Origin of the sequence: Saccharopolyspora karakumensis (assembly GCF_004349225.1) — a bacterium.
GTDB lineage: Bacteria > Actinomycetota > Actinomycetes > Mycobacteriales > Pseudonocardiaceae > Saccharopolyspora > Saccharopolyspora endophytica.
The window spans coordinates 65858-82344 of record NZ_SMLA01000016.1 but is presented as its reverse complement, the minus strand read 5'-3'; the positions used below and the strand labels follow the sequence as shown (position 1 = coordinate 82344).

13 protein-coding genes and 1 pseudogene are annotated in these 16487 nt (G+C 69.6%); 6 read left to right on the top strand and 8 right to left on the bottom strand.

Features of this window, described 5'->3' with window-relative positions:
• The first annotated feature begins 276 nt into the window (after window positions 1–276).
• From E1202_RS13625 to arfA, 4 genes are read left to right on the top strand one after another with little or no spacing between them, the layout of a single operon-like run.
• Window positions 277–1572: an extracellular solute-binding protein gene (locus E1202_RS13625; RefSeq protein WP_132683417.1), complete on the top strand. Its 1296-nt coding sequence runs from the start codon at window positions 277–279 to the stop codon at window positions 1570–1572.
• An 11-nt stretch (window positions 1573–1583) separates the two neighbouring features.
• Complete coding sequence (locus tag E1202_RS13620; RefSeq protein WP_235878282.1) at window positions 1584–2462, top strand: carbohydrate ABC transporter permease; 879 nt, start codon at window positions 1584–1586, stop codon at window positions 2460–2462.
• Complete coding sequence (locus E1202_RS13615; protein WP_132683415.1) at window positions 2459–3289, top strand: carbohydrate ABC transporter permease; 831 nt, start codon at window positions 2459–2461, stop codon at window positions 3287–3289. The genes E1202_RS13620 and E1202_RS13615 overlap by 4 nt, the downstream gene beginning before the upstream one ends.
• Before the next feature lie 15 nt (window positions 3290–3304).
• Window positions 3305–4819: an arabinosylfuranosidase ArfA gene (gene arfA / locus E1202_RS13610; protein WP_132683414.1), complete on the top strand. Its 1515-nt coding sequence runs from the start codon at window positions 3305–3307 to the stop codon at window positions 4817–4819.
• Window positions 4820–4924: 105 nt separating this feature from the next.
• On the opposite strand, the gene E1202_RS13605 is transcribed toward arfA, so the two are convergent.
• Both E1202_RS13605 and E1202_RS13600 read right to left on the bottom strand, forming a co-directional pair.
• Window positions 4925–6217 carry an aspartate aminotransferase family protein gene (locus E1202_RS13605; RefSeq protein WP_132683413.1) on the bottom strand — a complete coding sequence of 431 codons (1293 nt, stop codon included), beginning with the start codon at window positions 6215–6217 and terminating at the stop codon, window positions 4925–4927.
• Between the two features lie 90 nt (window positions 6218–6307).
• The gene (locus tag E1202_RS13600) at window positions 6308–7675 is read right to left on the bottom strand and encodes a tryptophan dimethylallyltransferase family protein (protein ID WP_235878280.1); all 1368 of its coding nucleotides are present in this window, start codon (window positions 7673–7675) and stop codon (window positions 6308–6310) included.
• Between E1202_RS13600 and E1202_RS13595 the strand changes: the two genes are divergently transcribed.
• Window positions 7661–9004 (top strand): flavin-containing monooxygenase, encoded by a 1344-nt coding sequence (locus E1202_RS13595; RefSeq protein ID WP_235878278.1) that lies wholly within the window; start codon window positions 7661–7663, stop codon window positions 9002–9004. The two genes, E1202_RS13600 and E1202_RS13595, sit on opposite strands and share 15 nt — an antisense overlap.
• On the opposite strand, the gene E1202_RS13590 is transcribed toward E1202_RS13595, so the two are convergent.
• From E1202_RS13590 to E1202_RS13570, 5 genes are all read right to left on the bottom strand, one after another.
• Window positions 8958–9551: a GTP-binding protein gene (locus E1202_RS13590; RefSeq protein WP_235878276.1), complete on the bottom strand. Its 594-nt coding sequence runs from the start codon at window positions 9549–9551 to the stop codon at window positions 8958–8960. The genes E1202_RS13595 and E1202_RS13590 overlap by 47 nt on opposite strands.
• Window positions 9535–9909, bottom strand: a complete 375-nt coding sequence (locus E1202_RS13585) for a DUF742 domain-containing protein (protein ID WP_132683410.1) — start codon at window positions 9907–9909, stop codon at window positions 9535–9537. The genes E1202_RS13590 and E1202_RS13585 overlap by 17 nt, the downstream gene beginning before the upstream one ends.
• 3 nt (window positions 9910–9912) lie before the next feature.
• Window positions 9913–10335, bottom strand: coding sequence for a roadblock/LC7 domain-containing protein (locus tag E1202_RS13580; protein ID WP_132683409.1), 423 nt, complete (start codon window positions 10333–10335; stop codon window positions 9913–9915).
• A 5-nt stretch (window positions 10336–10340) separates the two neighbouring features.
• On the bottom strand, window positions 10341–12614 hold the full coding sequence (locus E1202_RS13575) for a sensor histidine kinase (protein ID WP_165943852.1): 2274 nt from the start codon (window positions 12612–12614) through the stop codon (window positions 10341–10343).
• Between the two features lie 419 nt (window positions 12615–13033).
• A complete protein-coding gene (locus tag E1202_RS13570; protein ID WP_132683407.1) occupies window positions 13034–13255 on the bottom strand; it encodes a hypothetical protein in 222 nt (73 codons plus the stop codon).
• On the opposite strand from E1202_RS13570, the pseudogene E1202_RS13565 reads away from it, so the two are divergent.
• Window positions 13166–15292: pseudogene (locus E1202_RS13565) on the top strand (GH92 family glycosyl hydrolase); the annotation flags it as partial. The gene E1202_RS13570 and the pseudogene E1202_RS13565 sit on opposite strands and share 90 nt — an antisense overlap.
• 2 nt (window positions 15293–15294) lie before the next feature.
• Here E1202_RS13565 and E1202_RS13560 read toward each other — a convergent pair.
• Window positions 15295–16482, bottom strand: a complete 1188-nt coding sequence (locus E1202_RS13560; RefSeq protein ID WP_235878274.1) for a PucR family transcriptional regulator — start codon at window positions 16480–16482, stop codon at window positions 15295–15297.
• Between the last annotated feature and the right edge of the window lie 5 nt (window positions 16483–16487).

The following is a 16487-nucleotide window of genomic DNA, read 5'->3' as shown; positions in this document are numbered from 1 at the left end:
GAGCGGTCCTGCGATCTCCCGTCGTGGCGCGCCCGCCGCTCCGGCGACCACCGGAGCGGCACTGGCGCTACCACGGGGTTGCGCCGTGAACGAAGCACCGGCGGTCATCCAGCGCATCGGCCCACCCGGGTCAAGGCCTTCGGGTGGACGCCGGAGGGGGCGCCGGATTTCTGCTTCCCCGTTGCGGATTCGCCGTGATCTCGCGTCGAGCGGCTCCGAACGAGGTCGGACCCGCACGTCGGAAACCCGGACAACGGTGTCACGGAGGTGGAATCGGTGAGCGGACGTGGAGTGAGCCGCAGAACCCTGCTCAGCGCAACGGCTCTGGGCTGCGCGGGGCTGGCCGGCGGGTGCGGTTTCGCGCGGGGTGGTGACTCGCTGCGGTACTGGAACCTCTTCAGCGGCGGCGACGGAGAGACGATGAAGACGATGCTCGACGGCTACCGCGCCGCGCATCCCGGGGTCGCGCTGGAGGACGTGACGCTGGAGTGGGGCGACCGCTACTACACCAAGCTCGCGATGGCCGGCGCCGCCGAGCGCGCACCTGACATCGCCATCCTGCACTTGGGACGGCTGCCCGCGTTCGCACCGGGCGGACTCATCGACGAGATGCGCCCGGACCTGCTGCGGCAGTCCGGTATCGGGCCCGAGCACTTCCCGCCGGGCCTGTGGAGGCGGTCGATGCACAACGGCAGGCTCTTCGCAATCCCGCTGGACACCCACCCGTTCGTCCAGTACTACAACACCGACGTCTGCAGGGCGGCCGGGCTTCTCGACGAGCACGGCCGTCTGCGTGCCCTCACCGGCCACGACGAGGTCCGGGAAGCGCTTCGCGCGGTCAAGGGCGTGACCGGATCCACCGGGCTGCTGTTGGAGACCACCGGAGACGGCGTGGGCCCGTGGCGGCTGTTCTGGAGCCTCTACCGGCAGGCAGGCGGTGAGCTGTTCACCCCGGACGGCACCCGCTCGGCGCTGGACGAGCGCAAGGTCGCCGACGTGCTCGGGTTCGTCCAGGGTCTGCACGAGGAAGGCCTGGCCGCCGGTGAGATGGACGCCGACGGTGCGATCGCGCTGTTCAGCAGCAACAGGGCGGGGTTCTTCTGGTTCGGCGAGTGGGAGGTGCAGACCTTCCTCACCGCGGAGATGAACTTCGGCATGACCCGCTTCCCCGGGATCTTCGGCCCACCGCTCGCCGAGGCCGATTCGCACGCCTTCGTGCTGCCCCACCGGGACCGGACCGACCGCGACCATCTCCTCGTCTACGACTTCATCGCCACCCTGCTGCGCGACAGCACGAGGTGGGCGGAGGGCGGGCACATCCCGGCGTACCTGCCGGTGACCAACGGCGACGCCTATGCACGGATGCAGCCGCAATCGGAGTACCGCTCGGTGATCGACGACGTCCAGCTCGATCCCGACGTGTGGTTCGCCGGTTCGGGCTCGCGGCTGTGGACGGAGCTCAACGCCGTGCTGGGACCGGCGATGGACGGCCGGCTGCGGATCGACCGGGCGGTGGCCCAGATCCGGTACGTCATCGAGGACCTGCTCGCCACACCCAACCCCACGGCATGATCGGAGGCAGCATGTCCACGCGCAGAGCCGGCTCGGGTTTCGCGTTCGTCACGCCGTTCCTGGCCGCCTACCTGCTGTTCCTGGTGCTTCCACTGGGAATGGGCCTGGTCGCGAGCCTCACCGACGCCGGGTTGACCGGTGCGAGCACCGACTTCGTGGGGCTGGCGAACTTCGCCGAGGCGCTCACCGATCCTGCGATGTGGCGGTCCTTCGGGGTCACCGTCGGTTTCACCGCCGCCAGCACTCCCCCGCTGATCCTGGTCGGGCTGGTGATGGCGCTGCTCACCCATCACCTCGCCCCGGCGCGCTGGTTGTGGCGGCTGGCGTTCTTCTCGCCCTACGTGCTGCCGTCCTCGGCGATCGCGCTCATCTTCGTGTGGATGTACCAGCCCGAGTTCGGGCTGGCCGACTCGCTGCTGTCCTGGCTCGGGATCGGACCGATGGGGTGGCTCTCGCACCCGGTCGCGGCGATGCTCGGCGTGGTCGTGGCGACGGTGTGGTGGACCGTCGGCTTCAACTTCCTGCTGTACCTGGCCGCGCTGCAAGCGATTCCGCACGACCTCTACGAGGCGTCGTCGCTGGACGGCGCGGGCGGGTGGCGCCAGCTCTGGCACATCACGCTACCGCTGCTGCGGCCGACCACCGGACTGATCGCGGTGCTGCAGGTCCTGGCCTCGCTGAAGGTTTTCGACCAGTTCTACCTGATCACCAACGGCGGTCCGCAGCACAGCACGAGACCGGTCCTGCAATACGTCTACGAGTCCGGGTTCACCAACTACCGCACGGGATACGCCTCAGCGGTGTCCTACGTGTTCTTCGCGGCGATCCTGCTGCTCACGCTCGCGCACTTCAGCATCCAACGCCGCCGAGCGGGAGGAGACCGACCATGACCGAGCGATTCCGTGGGGGCAAGGCCGTTCTGAGCGTCGTGACGGTGGCGCTGGCGGCGCTGTGGTCGCTGCCGTTCGCGTGGACCCTGCTGACGTCGCTGAAGCCGGAGTCCGAGACGACCGAGGTACCGCTGCGCTGGCTGCCCAGTGAGTTCACGCTCGAGGCCTACCGCAGCGTACTGGCGACGGACGACATCTGGATCTGGCTGTTCAACAGCGTTTTCACCGCCGGCATGGTGACGGTGCTGGTGGTGCTGCTCTCCAGCATGGCCGCCTACGGGTTCTCCCGAACGGATTTCCGCGGCCGCAGGGCGCTTCTCGGGTTCGTCGTCGCGGGAGTGCTGGTTCCCACCGAGGTGCTGATCGTCCCGCTGTTCCACGAGATGGTGTTCCTCGGCATGGTGGACACGCCGTGGGGTGTCATCCTCCCGCAGGTGGTGCTGCCCGCGATGGTCTACATCCTCAAGGTGTTCTTCGACGGCGTTCCGCGCGAGCTGGAAGAGGCCGCGATCGTCGACGGTGCGAGCCGCTGGCGGATCTACTGGCGCATCGTCATGCCGCTGTCCCGACCGGTGCTGGCGGCCGTCGCGATCTTCACCTTCATCACGACGTGGAACAACTTCCTGTGGCCGTTCATCGTCACCGCCGACCCGGGTTCGATGACCCTGCCGGTCGGGCTGGCGACGGTCCAGGGCAGCTACGGCGTCCGCTACGCCGAGGTGATGGCGACCGTGGTCATCGCCGGGTTGCCGTTGTTGCTGCTGTTCGTGCTGTTCCAACGCCACATCGTGCGCGGCGTCGCGCACACCGGTTTGGCGGGACGATAGGGAGAGGACCTGAACATGACCCACGACGAGAGCGCGCGTGCGAGCTTGACGATCGACCCGGCCTTCGAGGTCGGCGAGGTCAACCCGCGCTTGTTCGGCTCGTTCGTCGAGCACTTGGGCCGGTGCGTCTACACCGGCGTCCACGAACCGGGGCATCCGGCGGCACGAGAGGACGGGCTGCGGCAGGACGTGCTGGACCTCGTGCGCGAGCTCGGAGTGACACTGGTGCGCTACCCCGGCGGCAACTTCGTGTCCGGCTACCGGTGGGAGGACGGCGTCGGACCGCTGAGCGAGCGGCCGAGGAGGCTGGACCCGGCGTGGTGCTCCGTGGAGACCAACGAGTTCGGGCTCAACGAGTTCATGCGGTTCGTCGAGGTCGCCGGGGTGGAACCGATGATGGCGCTGAACCTGGGCACGCGCGGGCCGCAGGAGGCCCGCGAGCTGCTGGAGTACTGCAACCACCCGGGCGGCACCGCGTGGTCGGACCTGCGGCGCTCGCACGGGCACGACGAGCCGCACCGGATCGGTTTCTGGTGCCTGGGCAACGAGCTCGACGGCCCGTGGCAGATGGGGCACAAAACCGCCGAGGAGTACGGCCGGATCGCCGCCGAGACGGCACGGGTGATGCGCATGGTCGACCCCGGGGTGGAGCTCGTGGCCTGCGGCAGCTCGAACTCGGCCATGCCGACGTTCGCCGCGTGGGAGAGCACCGTGCTGGAGCACACCTACGAGCACGTCGACCACATCTCCTGCCACGCCTACTACGAGGAGTCCGGCGGGGACGTCGACAGCTTCCTCGCCTCAGCGCAGGACATGGAGCACTTCATCGACTCGGTGGTGGCCACCTGCGATCACGTGCGTGCCAAAGTGCGCAGCACCAAGCGGCTGGAGCTCTCTTTCGACGAGTGGAACGTCTGGTACCGGGGCCTGCGCGATCCCGCCACCGAGCCGGAGTGGGAGGTGGCGCCGCGGCTGCTGGAGGACAACTACACGCTCACCGACGCGGTCGTGGTGGGCAGCCTGCTGGTGACGTTGCTGCGGCACTGCGACCGGGTCACGGCGGCGTGCCTGGCTCAACTGGTCAACGTGATCGCGCCGATCATGACCGAGCCGGGTGGGCCGGCGTGGCGGCAGACGACGTTCTTCCCGTTCGCCGACGCCGCCCGGCACGGACGTGGCCGCGTGCTGCGCGTCGAGCCGCGCTCGACCAGGCACGACACCGCCCAGTACGGCGAGGTCGACCTGCTGCACGCCACGGCGGTGCAGGAGGACGAGGACACCGTCGTGGTGTTCGCGGTCAACCGCGCTACCGACCTGCCGCTGGAGCTGGTCGCCGACGTCCGCGGGGCGGGCAGCACGCGGGTCCTGGAGCACCGGGTCCTCGCCGATTCCGACCGCCACGCCCGCAACACCGCCGCCGAACCCGACCGGGTGCGGCCCCGGACTCTCGACGGTGCCGTGGTGGAGGGCGGCGCGCTCACCGCGACCCTGCCACCGCTGTCCTGGAACGTCATCCGGCTGCGACGCTGAGGTCGGGCCTTTCCCGCTTCAACCGGGATGGCCAGGCCTCGCGCAACCACCGGCGCGAAGGGCGACGACCGCCGCCCTTCGCGTTCGCGGGACGATCCGCCGGTGCTACAGCTCCCGGGTCACTCCGTTGAGGGCGTCGTCGAGGATCGACAGGCCGCGGTCGATCTCGGCCTCGGTGGCGGTCAGCGGTGGTGCGATGCGGAACGTGCCGCCCATGCCGGGCAGCTGGACGATGTTCATGTGCAGTCCGAGCTCGGTGCAGCGACGGGTGACCTCGGCGCCGAGCTTGTCGACGTCACCGCCGTCCTCACCGGCGGTCAGCTCCAGGCCGACGAGCAGCCCCCGGCCCCGGACGTCGCCGATCACCGGGTGCTTCCCGGCCAGCTCGCGGAGGCCCCCGGACAGCCGCTCCCCCAGCTCGCGGGCCCGCAGGTCGAGGCGGTCGCGGGTCAGCACGTCCAGGACGGTGTTGCCGACGGCAGCCGGGAGCGGGTCGTTGACGTGGGTGGTGAAGAACAGGAACCCGCGGTCGTGGGCCTGCTGCTCGATCTCGGCGCTGGTGAGCACCGCGGCCAGCGGCAGCCCCGCACCGAGGGTCTTGGACAGGGTCAGTATGTCCGGGACGACGCCGTCGCGCTCGAAGGCGTACCAGGTGCCGGTGCGGCACAGGCCGGTCTGCGCCTCGTCGAGGATCAGGAGCATCCCGCGTTCGCGGCACTTGTCCCGCAGCGCGGCCAGGTAGCCGGGCGGCAGGTCGATGACGCCGCCGGAGCTCAGGATCGGCTCGACGATGCAGGCCGCGAGGCTGCCGACGGACTGCGCGTCGATGAGGTCGAAGCCCAGGTCCAGCTGGCGCCGCCAGTCGAGCTCGCCGTCCGCGTCGACGATGTCGGGGTGGAAGGAGTCCGGGACGGGCAGCGCGAAGTTGCCCGGAGCCGCCGGGCCGTAGCCGACCCGCCCGGTGCTGTAGGTGGCGTTGGCAGCGGCCAGGGTCATGCCGTGCCAGGAGCGGGCGAAGGAGACGATCTCGTGCTTGCCGGTGACGAGCTTGGCCATCCGCAGCGCGGCCTCGTTGGACTCCGCTCCGGTGGTGAGGAACATGGCCTTGTCCAGCGGTTCCGGCAGGGTCTCGGCGAGGCGCCGGGCCAGGTCGACGACCGGCCGGCTGAGCATCCCGCTGTAGAGGTGGTCGAGCTTGGCGGCCTGGTCCCGGACGGTGCTGACGATCTCCGGGTGGGAGTGCCCGAGGATCGCGCTCATCTGCCCGGAGGTGAAGTCGAGCAGCTCGCGCCCGTCCTCGGTGAACACCGAGGCGCCCTCGGCGCGCTCGATGATCCCGGGGCTGAAGGCGCCGTGCCCGGAGTAGCGGATCAGATCACGTGTGGCGAGGTCGTCCATGCCCCGAAGCTACGGGCTCACACCCGTGAACGGGAGTCCCCGGGAGGTGGTGGCGGTTCCCGGAGGAAGCGCCACCACTCCTCGTCGGGATCAGAATTCGACGGGCCGGTCGTAGACGGAGAAGCGCAGGTACATGCCGATGTCGGCGGCCTCGTCCGGGGACGTCGTGCGGAACGCCAGGAGGTCCTGGAGGCCGGTCATCGTCGACGGGTGCCGGGGCGCGAGAGAGCCGATCATCGACAGGTAGGGCTCCGGGTCGAGGCCTTCCTGTCTCATGAGGACGGCGGTGCGGTGCGCGGCGTCCTCATCGGACAGCGCGTTCCCCGGTAATCGGAGGTAGAGGTTGGCTTCCTCCGGTTGCGCCGAGCCGCGGCGAAAAGCGAGGCAGACCATCGGTTCCTCGCCCTCGGCCTTGTCCTGACCGTGATACAGCGACCGCCACACCCGGGCCGCCCGCTCGGAATCGTGCCCGGCCGCGAGAGAGGCCACCGAATCCAGGTCTTCCCACGCGCGACTGGTGACCCGGAAATAGACCTTCACCCGCGCCCGATCCGAATTGGTCAAATCGAGAGCGGCGAATTCGATCTCATTTCCCCGGTCCATCATTTCCGGCATCCACATTCGGACGGAACCCCACGGTCTCTCCAATCCGAGTCGTCCCATCGCCTCCGTGGTCCTGGCCAGGACGTCGACCGGATCCGCGCTCTCGGCCTGCGGGTTGAAGTACGCCTTGTACCGCGTGGTTTCGCCCGGGCGCCAGGCCAGCGAATGCCAGATGGTGGGACGGTTCACTCGCGGATCGTCGCTGACGAACAGGTCTTCCACACGGTGGTAGCGGGTGAGGTCGACGTCCGGCCGATCGGCCAGCCGCTCGGTGAGCGCGCGTCCGGCGCGCTGACAACCCGCAGGTGTCGCGTCCTCCCCGAGGGATTCGAAGAGGATCCGGAGCTCGGGCTGCCGGCCTCGCCAGCTGATGGACATCTCGGCCGGAAAACCGTCCGCCGAAACAAAAGAGGGAACCTCCGGACAAGAGCCGATCGGGTGATCGCCCCAGGGGCTCAACGCAACGCTGAGTTCTGTGACGAGGGTCTCCACATCGGAGGCCGAGAACCCGAGTTGTTCGGCAACGGTTCGGTACTGGCTGGTCAGGAACTGTGTGAATGACACGCCGTGCGTGGGAAAGACTCCCCACCGGCGAACGGACGACGATCCCGCTCGTGTACTTGGCACTACCCCGACCTTCCGCATCGCGGTTACTCTTGATCGCGGCATGGCGCCTGTCAGCAACATCAACACGATCTCATCCAGACGACGAATTGGGAATGGTCTCCGCGCGGAGAGGGTTCGATGGGCACTGTGGACGGTCGTGAAAAGAAGACATCTCCCCAGGTTGACACCCGTGATGTGTGCGTGATCGGCGCCGGCATTTCCGGATTGGCGATGATGCGTTCGCTCCATCGCCGCGGAATCGACTTCGTCGGCCTGGAACGCGATGGCGCCGTGGGCGGGGTGTGGAACTTCGACCCCGCCGGTTCGCCGAGCTCTCACCCGGCTTACGGGTCCCTGCACCTCAACACCTCCAGCAAGGTCACCGGGTTCACCGGATTCCCCGTGCCCGAGGACTTCCCGCGCTACCCGCGCCACGACCAGGTCGCCTCCTACCTGGAGCGCTTCGCCGACGAGCACGACCTGACCGGTCGCATCGAGTTCGGCACCCACGTCCACCAGGTGGAACCGGCTCCCGGCGGCGGATGGCTGGTCACCAGCCGCAGCGGGGGGAGCACGCGGACGCGGCACTTCCGCGAGGTCGTGATGGCCTCGGGTTATCACTCCGCGCCACGGCTTCCCGATCCGGCGATCACCGGTTCGGAGGTGTTCCGGGGCAGGCAACTGCACTCCGCCGACTACACCGACCCGGAACCGTTCCGCGGCAAGAAGGTCACGGTCGTGGGGTTCGGGAACTCGGCCTGCGACATCGCCGTCGAGCTCTCCCGCGTCGCGGCCCGCACGGTGCTGTCGGTCCGCCGGGGCGCGCACGTGGTGCCGAAAACCCTGATGGGGCTGCCGATCGACGAGATCGCCGCCAGCCGCTGGTGGTCGTTCCTGCCGTTCCGGGTGCAGCGCAGGCTCATCGAGGTGCTGCTGTACCTCTCGCGCGGGCACATCGCCGACTACGGCCTGCCGGAGCCCGACCACCGGGTGATGGACGCGCCGATCACCATCTCCGACGAACTGCTCAGCCGGCTCTCGCACGGCGAGATCGCCGTCAAACCCGGCATTCAGGAGCTCACGACCGAGCAGGTCGTGTTCAACGACGGCAGCACCGAAGACGCCGACGCCGTCGTCCTCTGCACCGGCTACGACATGTCACTGCCGCTCCCCGACGACGTCGTCTTCGACGGCGACGGCCGGCTCTCGCTGTTCCAGCGGATCGTGCCGCTGGGCCACGAGGGGCTCTACCTCACGGGATTTCTGCGCCCGGTGGGCTCGCTGACCCGGCTCGCCGAACTGCAAGCGGAGTGGATCGGCGACCTCATCACCGGCGAGGCCAGGCTCCCCGGACGCGACGAGATGGCCGCGGAAGTGCGCGACCACCTCGACCGGACCTCCGGGCGCTACGGCGCGCAGCGCCCGGAGGTCGCCCTCAACGTCGACGTCGGCGGCTACGTCCGGGGGCTCAAGCGGGAGCGCCGCCGGGGCGCGGACCGCCCGGCGACTCCCGCTCGTCGGAACAACGGGCTCACTGACCTGCGCCGACGGTCTGCTGACTGGCCATCTGCTTCATGACGTGCTCCAGCAGGCGGGCCAGGACGTCCTTGACGTCGGCGCGCCTGCGGGCGTCGAAGTTGATCACCGGGACCTTGGCGGTGTCGATCTGCAGCGCGTTGGCGATGTCCTCGGGCTGGTAGCGCTTCGTGCCGTCGAACTCGTTGACCGCGACCACGTAGGGGATGTTGCGGTCCTCGTAGAAGTCCAGGCTGGAGAAGCAGTCGTCCAGCCGACGGGTGTCGGCCACGACCACGGCGCCGAACGCACCGTGGGTGTGGTCGTCCCACACCGACCAGAAGCGGGACTGACCGGGCATTCCGAACAGGAACAGCGGCGTGCCGTTGCTGAGGTTGATGCGGCCGAAGTCGATGCTGACCGTGGTGGTCGTCTTCTCCGGAACACCCGTGAGCGCGTCCACCGAGGCGCTGGCGTCGGTGATCGGCTCGTCGGTGAGCCGCACGTACCGGTCCGGGTCCGCCACGCTCTTGATCAGTGTCGTCTTGCCGCAACCGTATCCACCGGCGATGACGAGCTTGACCGGCGGCCGCTCAAAGCTGTTTAACACTGTCCAGAACCCCCTGTAGGTATTCCAGTGTTGCATCGGAAACGGTTTCTTCCGGGTTGCTCTCACCGTCGAGGGTGAGCACTCCCCGGCGGAGCAGCGCACCCACCAGGGCGCGGGCGGTCAGCACCGGGGTGCCCAGGCTCCCCGCCACCTCCGCTATCGCGACCGGGTTCCTCGCCAGCTCCAGCGCGGCGCTGTCGCTCATCGACAGGTCTCGGTGCCCCTCGCCACCGGGCTTGGCGACCACCTGGGTCGCCAGGTCCAGGTCCAGGTCGGACTTCTCCGGGGCACCGGCCACGACGAAGGGCCGGACACCCGCGACGGGGTCCTCTGCGTGGACGTTCTGCTGATCGGACATGGGTTACGGCCTCGTCCCGGTCAGCGGGCCCGCGGCGCCACCGCGGCCCTCGGTCACCAGGTGCTCGCCGACCTGCGCGAGCAACCGGTCCAGCTCGACGTTGACGATCAGCGGGTCGGCGGCGGTGTCGACGACCACCGTGATCCCGGTGCGCTCGGCGGCCAGGGCGAGGATCACGAACCGGTTCGCGCCCTCGATGACAGTCTTGCTCAGATCACCGCCCCCACCGATGACGCTGACCCGCTTCGACGAGCTGAACGCCGACGCCGACATCGCGGCGAGGTCTTCCGCCTGCTCCTCGGACACCCCTTCGGAGGCCCCGCGGGGGAATCCGTCCGACGACCACAGCACGACGCAGTCCACGTCCGCGACGCGCTGTGCGAAGTCGGTCAGCACCCAGCTCAAGTCATCCCGGCCATCGCTCATTGTGTTCACCCCTCACCTGTGTCGCTGCTGTGGTTCTGACGTCCGGACACGAAGCCCATGGCCCCGCCACCGCCCGCGCTGCGCCGGGTTCCGGTGTTGTCGTTGGCGGAACCGGCCTGGGCCTTCTTCTCCTCGTCGAGGGCCCGGCCGACCGCCGAGGCTCCCCTGCGCCGCACCGGCAGGCCCACCGACGAGGTCTCCAGCGGCTCCTGCTCGACCGGCTCGGCACGCGGCCTCGGCGGTTCCGGTCGCGTCCGGGCGCTGGTCTCGACCGGGTCGGCCAGCAGCGCGGTCGCGCCGCTGAGCGTGCCGCGCGCGCTGGAACCGCCCACCGGGGCCGCCCTTTCGATCTCGGCCTCGCGCAGCAGGTCGGACGGGATGGACACCTCGGCGCGGATGCCGCCGGACTCGCCCGCGGCCAGAGTCACCTCGATGTTCCACTGCTGGGTGATCCGGGAGACCACCGGCAGGCCGAGCTGCATGTGGCGCTGCACGCCGCCGAGCGCGAAGTCGGCCTCGGTGCCCAGGATCGTGTTGGCCTCGCCGAGCTTCTCGGCAGGCATGCCCAGGCCGCGGTCCTCGATGATGACCACCAGCGACCCGCTGCGCTCCTCGGTCCAGACCCGGGCCTTGCCCTGCGGGGAGCTGTAGTTGGCGGCGTTGTCCATCAGCTCGGCGAGCGCGCGGATCAGGTACGGCGCGGCCTGGCCGTCGACGGCCACCGCTCCCGGCTTGCGGGTGTGGATGCGGCCGTAGTGCTCGATCTCGGCTCGCGCGGATTCGAGGATGACCTCCATCGGCGTCGGGCCGCGGTGGTAGCGGGCGAGCCGGTTGCCGGACAGCAGCCGCAGGTTCTCCGCCAGCCGACGGGCCCGCAGCAGGAGGCTGTCGAGGACCAGCAGCGCGCGGTACCGCGGCGCGGCCTCACCGGCTTCGCGCTCCTCGGTGTCGACGATCTGCATGGCGCTCTGCACGATCTGCTGGACTCGCGCGGCCATGCCGACCACGACGCGGGTGAACGCGTCGCTGGTCCGCTTCTGCTTGATGCGCTCCTGCACGGCGACCTGGTACGCACCGGCGAAAGCGTCCGCCACCTCGCCGATCTCGTCCTTGCCGAAGTCCAGCGAGCGCAGCGACGCGGAGGCGTCGACGTCTTCGCCGCGCTCCACCCTGCGGAACAGCTCGGGGACGTCCTCGTCGGCGATCTTGCGCACGGCGTCGCGCAGTTCGACCAGTCGCTGCGGCACCAGGGCGACCAGGTGGCGTCCGGCGAACCACCACATGAGCAGGGCGGCACCGGCGGTGGCGACGAGCACCAGGCCGGCGAACAGGGCGGTGCGCAGCAGCGCGGCGCTACCGTTGTTCAGGCCGAGTTCGGCGCCGTAGCGGGCCTGCTCGACGGCGATCTCGGTGAGCTGCCCGCCGACCTGGTCGGTGATCTGGTGCCACTGCTGGATCGTCACGCCCTGCACCTGGCCGTGGGCGATCAGCTGCTGCTCGATGGCCTGCAGCTGCTGCCAGGCCTGGGAGCGGGTGAGCTCCTCGTAGCGCTGCTTGACCAGCGGTGAGGCGTTGGGGGCCTGCTCTTCGAGCTCGTCGTGGTAGGAGCCGACCAGGACCGCGAAGTTGACCTGCTCGTCGGGATGCAGCCGGGTGACCACGCCCCGCGACGCCAGCAGCGCGGTCTGCGCCATCTGGTCACCGGCGCGGAAGAACTCGGTGGCGGTGATGCCCGCCTGCCCGGCCTTGGCGTCCTCGACGGCGCGGGCCTGCCCGTCGAAGAGGTCGGCACCGGCGTCGAGGACCTCGTTGTAGCGCTGGAGGGTTTCGCGCTTGCGGGTCGGGTCCAGCGGGAAGTCGGGACGGGACTTCGGCAGCCGCCCGATCAGCGTGTTGACGTCGTCGATCTTGACCTTGAGGTCCGGCGGTGTCGCGGAGTTCCCGGACAGTTCGGTGAGCTTGCCGGAGAGTTCGGCGATGGCCTGGTCGGTGGCGGCGTAGCGCCGACCGAGGGTGTCGGGGGTGGAATCCCCGTCGAAGGCGCGGGCGACCAGCTGGCGTTCGGACTGCACGGCGGCGAAGGTCCGCACCGCCGGGATCGAGGTGTCCTGCACGGTGACGGCGACCGCGCGGACGATGAGGGCGTCGACGAACGCGGGCGCGAAACCGGCGAGCACGACCACGAAGAACAGCGCGACGATGGCGATCAGAATGTTCCTGATCCGCCGCCGGAGACTCGTCCTGTCCGGCTCGCGCGTTCTGTCCCTGGTTAACTTCACGTCGACCGCGCTCCTTCGGTTGTGCTCTCCACGAGACAGGCCCCGGCCCCCCGGCAGCCTCGGCGCGAATTGCGCGAAGCACGAGCTCCGCTGGGATTCCCCGACATTGGGCGATGTCACCGATGCGAGCGGGCGCGCCGCACTCCCGGTCCCGTGATCATCCGCGCTTGGCCGGGACAGTACCAGCACGGTTTTCGCGGTTGATCACTGATCCGAAGAGGCCTTCGCGTTCAACCGAAATGAACAGCAGCACTCAATCTCGGTCACGCTCTTCTCTCGATCCCCGCACAGATCTTCCTCAGAGGACGGGACTGCGGCGGTCATTCGCGAGCCCGTGATTCACCCTCGCTTGTCCGATTGTCATTTTCGCCCGATATTGCACGGACTCGGACTGATCGCTACGTTGGGAAGATCCTGGTCTAGACAACGTTGTCAATCGGGAGGTCTTCCTTGCGCGCCAGCACGACGTCAAGACCGTTCGACGCTCCCACGTTCCCAACCGGCTCGCGGCCCTCGCGGTCGCCGCGGCCACCGCGCTCGCCCTCGCCCCCGCCGCCGAGGCTCAAGACCGGATCGACGATCCGGCCCAGCACGTCAACCCGTTCGTCGGAACCAAGCCCGGCGGGCCGGACTTCGGCCACGGCGGCGGAGCGGGCAACACCTTCCCGGGCGCGGTGGCGCCGTTCGGGATGATGCAGTTCAGCCCGGACACCGCGACCTACCAGCACGGCGGCTACTCCTACGACGACAACCGGATTCGCGGGTTCAGCCTCACCCACCTCTCCGGGGCCGGGTGCGGGGACTTCGGCAACGTCCCGTTCATGCCGGTCCTCGGCGATTCGCCGGTGAGCGACTACTCCTTCTCGCACGACAGCGAGTCGGCCTCCCCCGGTTCCTACGACGTCACCTTCGACAACGGGCTGCGGACCGAGCTCTCGGCGACTCCGCGCTCCGGCATCGCCCGGTTCACCTACCCGCAGGGACAGCAGGCGGCGTTGGCGGTGGACGCGGCCAAGGCGTTCAACGACGCGAAGGGTTCGGTGCAGGTCGGGTCGAACAGCATCAGCGGCCACAGCGACAGCGGCGGCTTCTGCGGTTCCGACAACACCTACCGCGTGTACTTCCACGCGACCTTCGACCGCGACTTCACCTCCCGCGAGATCAACGGCGGCCAGGCGTTCGTCAAGTTCGACACCGCGCAGTCCCCGCAGGTCGTGGCCCGGGTCGGGATCTCGTTCGTCAGCGCGGACAACGCCAGGACCAACGCCGAGTCCGAGCAGCGCGGGCGCGGTTTCGAGGAGGTCCGCGACGGCTCCCGCGCGGCGTGGAACGGCATGCTCGGGCGCATCGACGTGGGCGGCGGCAGCGAGGAGGACCGGCGGCGGCTCTACACCGGGCTCTACCACTCGCTGCTGCACCCGAACGTCCTCAGCGACGTCAACGGCCAGTACGCGGGTTTCGACGGCCAGGTGCACACCGCGGCCGAGGGGCACGCCCAGTACGCCAACTACTCCGGGTGGGACGTCTACCGCTCGCAGCTGCCGCTGGTGGCGCTGATCGCCCCGGACGTCGCCTCCGACATCGCGCAGTCGGCGGTGAACCAGTCCGCGCAGGGCGGCTACTTCGACCGCTGGACCGTCGCCAACGGCGGCACCGGGGTGATGGTCGGCGACCCGCTTCCGATCATGGTGGCGACCGCTCATGCCTTCGGCGCAACGGATTTCGACACCGCGGCCGCGCTGCGGGAGATGCTCGAAGGCGCCACCAACACCGACGAGCGGCCCGGCCACGAGGAGTACGACTCGCTCGGCCACATCCCGCCGGGCGTGCAGGACGTGTGGGGTTCGGCGGCCACGACGCTGGAGTACAACAGCGCCGACTTCGCCGTGTCGCAGTTCGCCGCGCGACTCGGTGAGACCGAGGTGCACGACCACTCCCTGGCCCAGGCGCAGAAGTTCAAGAACCTGTTCAACCCCGCCAACTCCTACATCCAGCCGCGCAACGCCGACGGTTCGTGGCCGTCGTTCGATCCGGTGCAGACCGAGGAGTACACCGAGGGAAACGGCGCGCAGTACACCTGGATGGTGCCGTTCAACCACCGGGCGCTGTTCGACCTGATGGGCGGCGACGAGCAGGTGGTGTCGCGGTTGGACGAGTTCTTCACCGAGCTCAACGGCGGCCCCGACAAGCCCTACGCCTACCTGGGCAACGAGCCGTCGCTGAACACGCCGTGGGCCTACGCCTACGCGGGCCGGCCGGACAAGACCCAGGACGTCGTGCGGCGTGCGCTGACCTCGCTGTTCAAGTCCACACCGGACGGTGAGGTCGGCAACGACGACCTCGGGCAGATGTCGTCGTGGTCGGTGTGGGCCTCGATCGGCATGTACCCGCAGGTCCCGGGCAGGTCGGAACTGGTGCTGGCCAGCCCGATCTTCTCCTCGGTGTCCATCGACCGCGGCAACGGCACGAGCATCACCGTCAACGCGCCGGAGGCCTCCGAGAACACCGAGTACGTGCGGAACCTGAAGGTCAACGGCACCGACAGCACCAAGCCGTGGGTGGGCGAGGACTTCGTCGCAGCGGGAGGCGCGCTCGACTTCACCCTCAGCGACCAGCCCGATCCCGCCTGGGGCAGCGCCCCGCAGGACGCTCCCCCGTCCTACGACGTCGGGAGCTGACCTCAGGCGTCGGCGCCGCGCCAGCGCAGGACTTCCAGCGCGGCGCCGACTCCGACCACGTCGTCGGCCAGCGGGCGCGGCAGCAGCTCGTCGGCGCGCGCCAGGCGCCGCAGCACGGTGTTGCGGTGGGTGTAGAGGCGCTCGGCGGTGCGGGAGGCGTTGCACTGCTCGCGGATGTAGGTCCGCACCACCTGGCGCACTTCCGGGTCGGCGTCGCGCAGCGCGCCGAGCGCTTCGGCGACGAACTCGTCGGCGTGGGCGGGATCGGCCGTCATCAGGGCCACCAGCTGGACGTCCTCGTAGCGGGCCACCTGACGACGGGAGCTGAGCCGGGCCAGCATCCGCTGCGCGGTCAGGGCGTCGAGGTGGCTGCGGCGGAAGCCGTCCACCTCCCGCCCCGGTCTACCGATCGACACGCGCACGTGCGGGTGGGCACCGAGGTGCTCGGACAGCTCCTCGGTGCCCACCTTGGTCGCCACCGGCAGCCAGACCCACAGCGTTCCCGCGGTGGCCACCACCGTCAGCCGGCGGCGCGCACCGGTCAAGCACACCAGCCCCTCGGCCGCGCTCTCCAGCTCCTCCAGGCCGACGTGGGCGGTGCTCCACACGACGGCGGCGGTGTGCGGCCCGGTCAGGCCGTACCCGAGCTTGAGCTCGGCCCTGCGCGCGCTGATCGGGGAGCCTTCGAGGATGAGCGCGACCGCGGCGCGGCGGTCGGCGTTGGTGCCGCGGATGAGGGTGTCGAGCTCGGCCTGCATCCGCTCGCTGATGCAGGCGATGGTGTCGTTGACGTAGGTGGAGATCGACAGCGCCGTGACGTCGAGGAGTTCCCGAAGTTCGTCGGGGTCGGAGGTCAGCGCGAAGCAGATCTCCATCCAGTACCGCCAGGCGACGTTCTGCCCGGCCCGGTAGGTGTCGAGGGCGTTGGCGTCGAGCCCGCGGCGGACCAGGTCCCGCGCGGTGTCGAGCGCCTGCCTGCCGAGGTGCGGCGGGACGCGGCAACCGGGGTCCTGCACGTTGGCGGCGGCCCAGTGCACGACGTTGTCGACGTTGGTCTGCCGCAGCCCGTCGGCCAGCACCGGATCGGCCGCGATGGCCTGCGTGCGGTCGGTGGCGAGCACCGCGGCGTGCAGCTCGTCCGCCCAGCGCGCGGGCGGTTTCAGCGCCGTCTCAGCGCCGAGCCGGATCAACTCCC

Coding starts and splice junctions, on each gene's coding strand:
- E1202_RS13620 (WP_235878282.1), top strand. CDS start 1,584: ATGTCCACGCGCAGAGCCGGCTCGGGTTTCGCGTTCGTCACGCCGTTC.
- E1202_RS13615 (WP_132683415.1), top strand. CDS start 2,459: ATGACCGAGCGATTCCGTGGGGGCAAGGCCGTTCTGAGCGTCGTGACG.
- arfA (WP_132683414.1), top strand. CDS start 3,305: ATGACCCACGACGAGAGCGCGCGTGCGAGCTTGACGATCGACCCGGCC.
- E1202_RS13605 (WP_132683413.1), bottom strand. CDS start 6,217: ATGGACGACCTCGCCACACGTGATCTGATCCGCTACTCCGGGCACGGC.
- E1202_RS13595 (WP_235878278.1), top strand. CDS start 7,661: ATGCGTTCGCTCCATCGCCGCGGAATCGACTTCGTCGGCCTGGAACGC.
- E1202_RS13600 (WP_235878280.1), bottom strand. CDS start 7,675: ATGGAGCGAACGCATCATCGCCAATCCGGAAATGCCGGCGCCGATCAC.
- E1202_RS13585 (WP_132683410.1), bottom strand. CDS start 9,909: ATGTCCGATCAGCAGAACGTCCACGCAGAGGACCCCGTCGCGGGTGTC.
- E1202_RS13580 (WP_132683409.1), bottom strand. CDS start 10,335: ATGAGCGATGGCCGGGATGACTTGAGCTGGGTGCTGACCGACTTCGCA.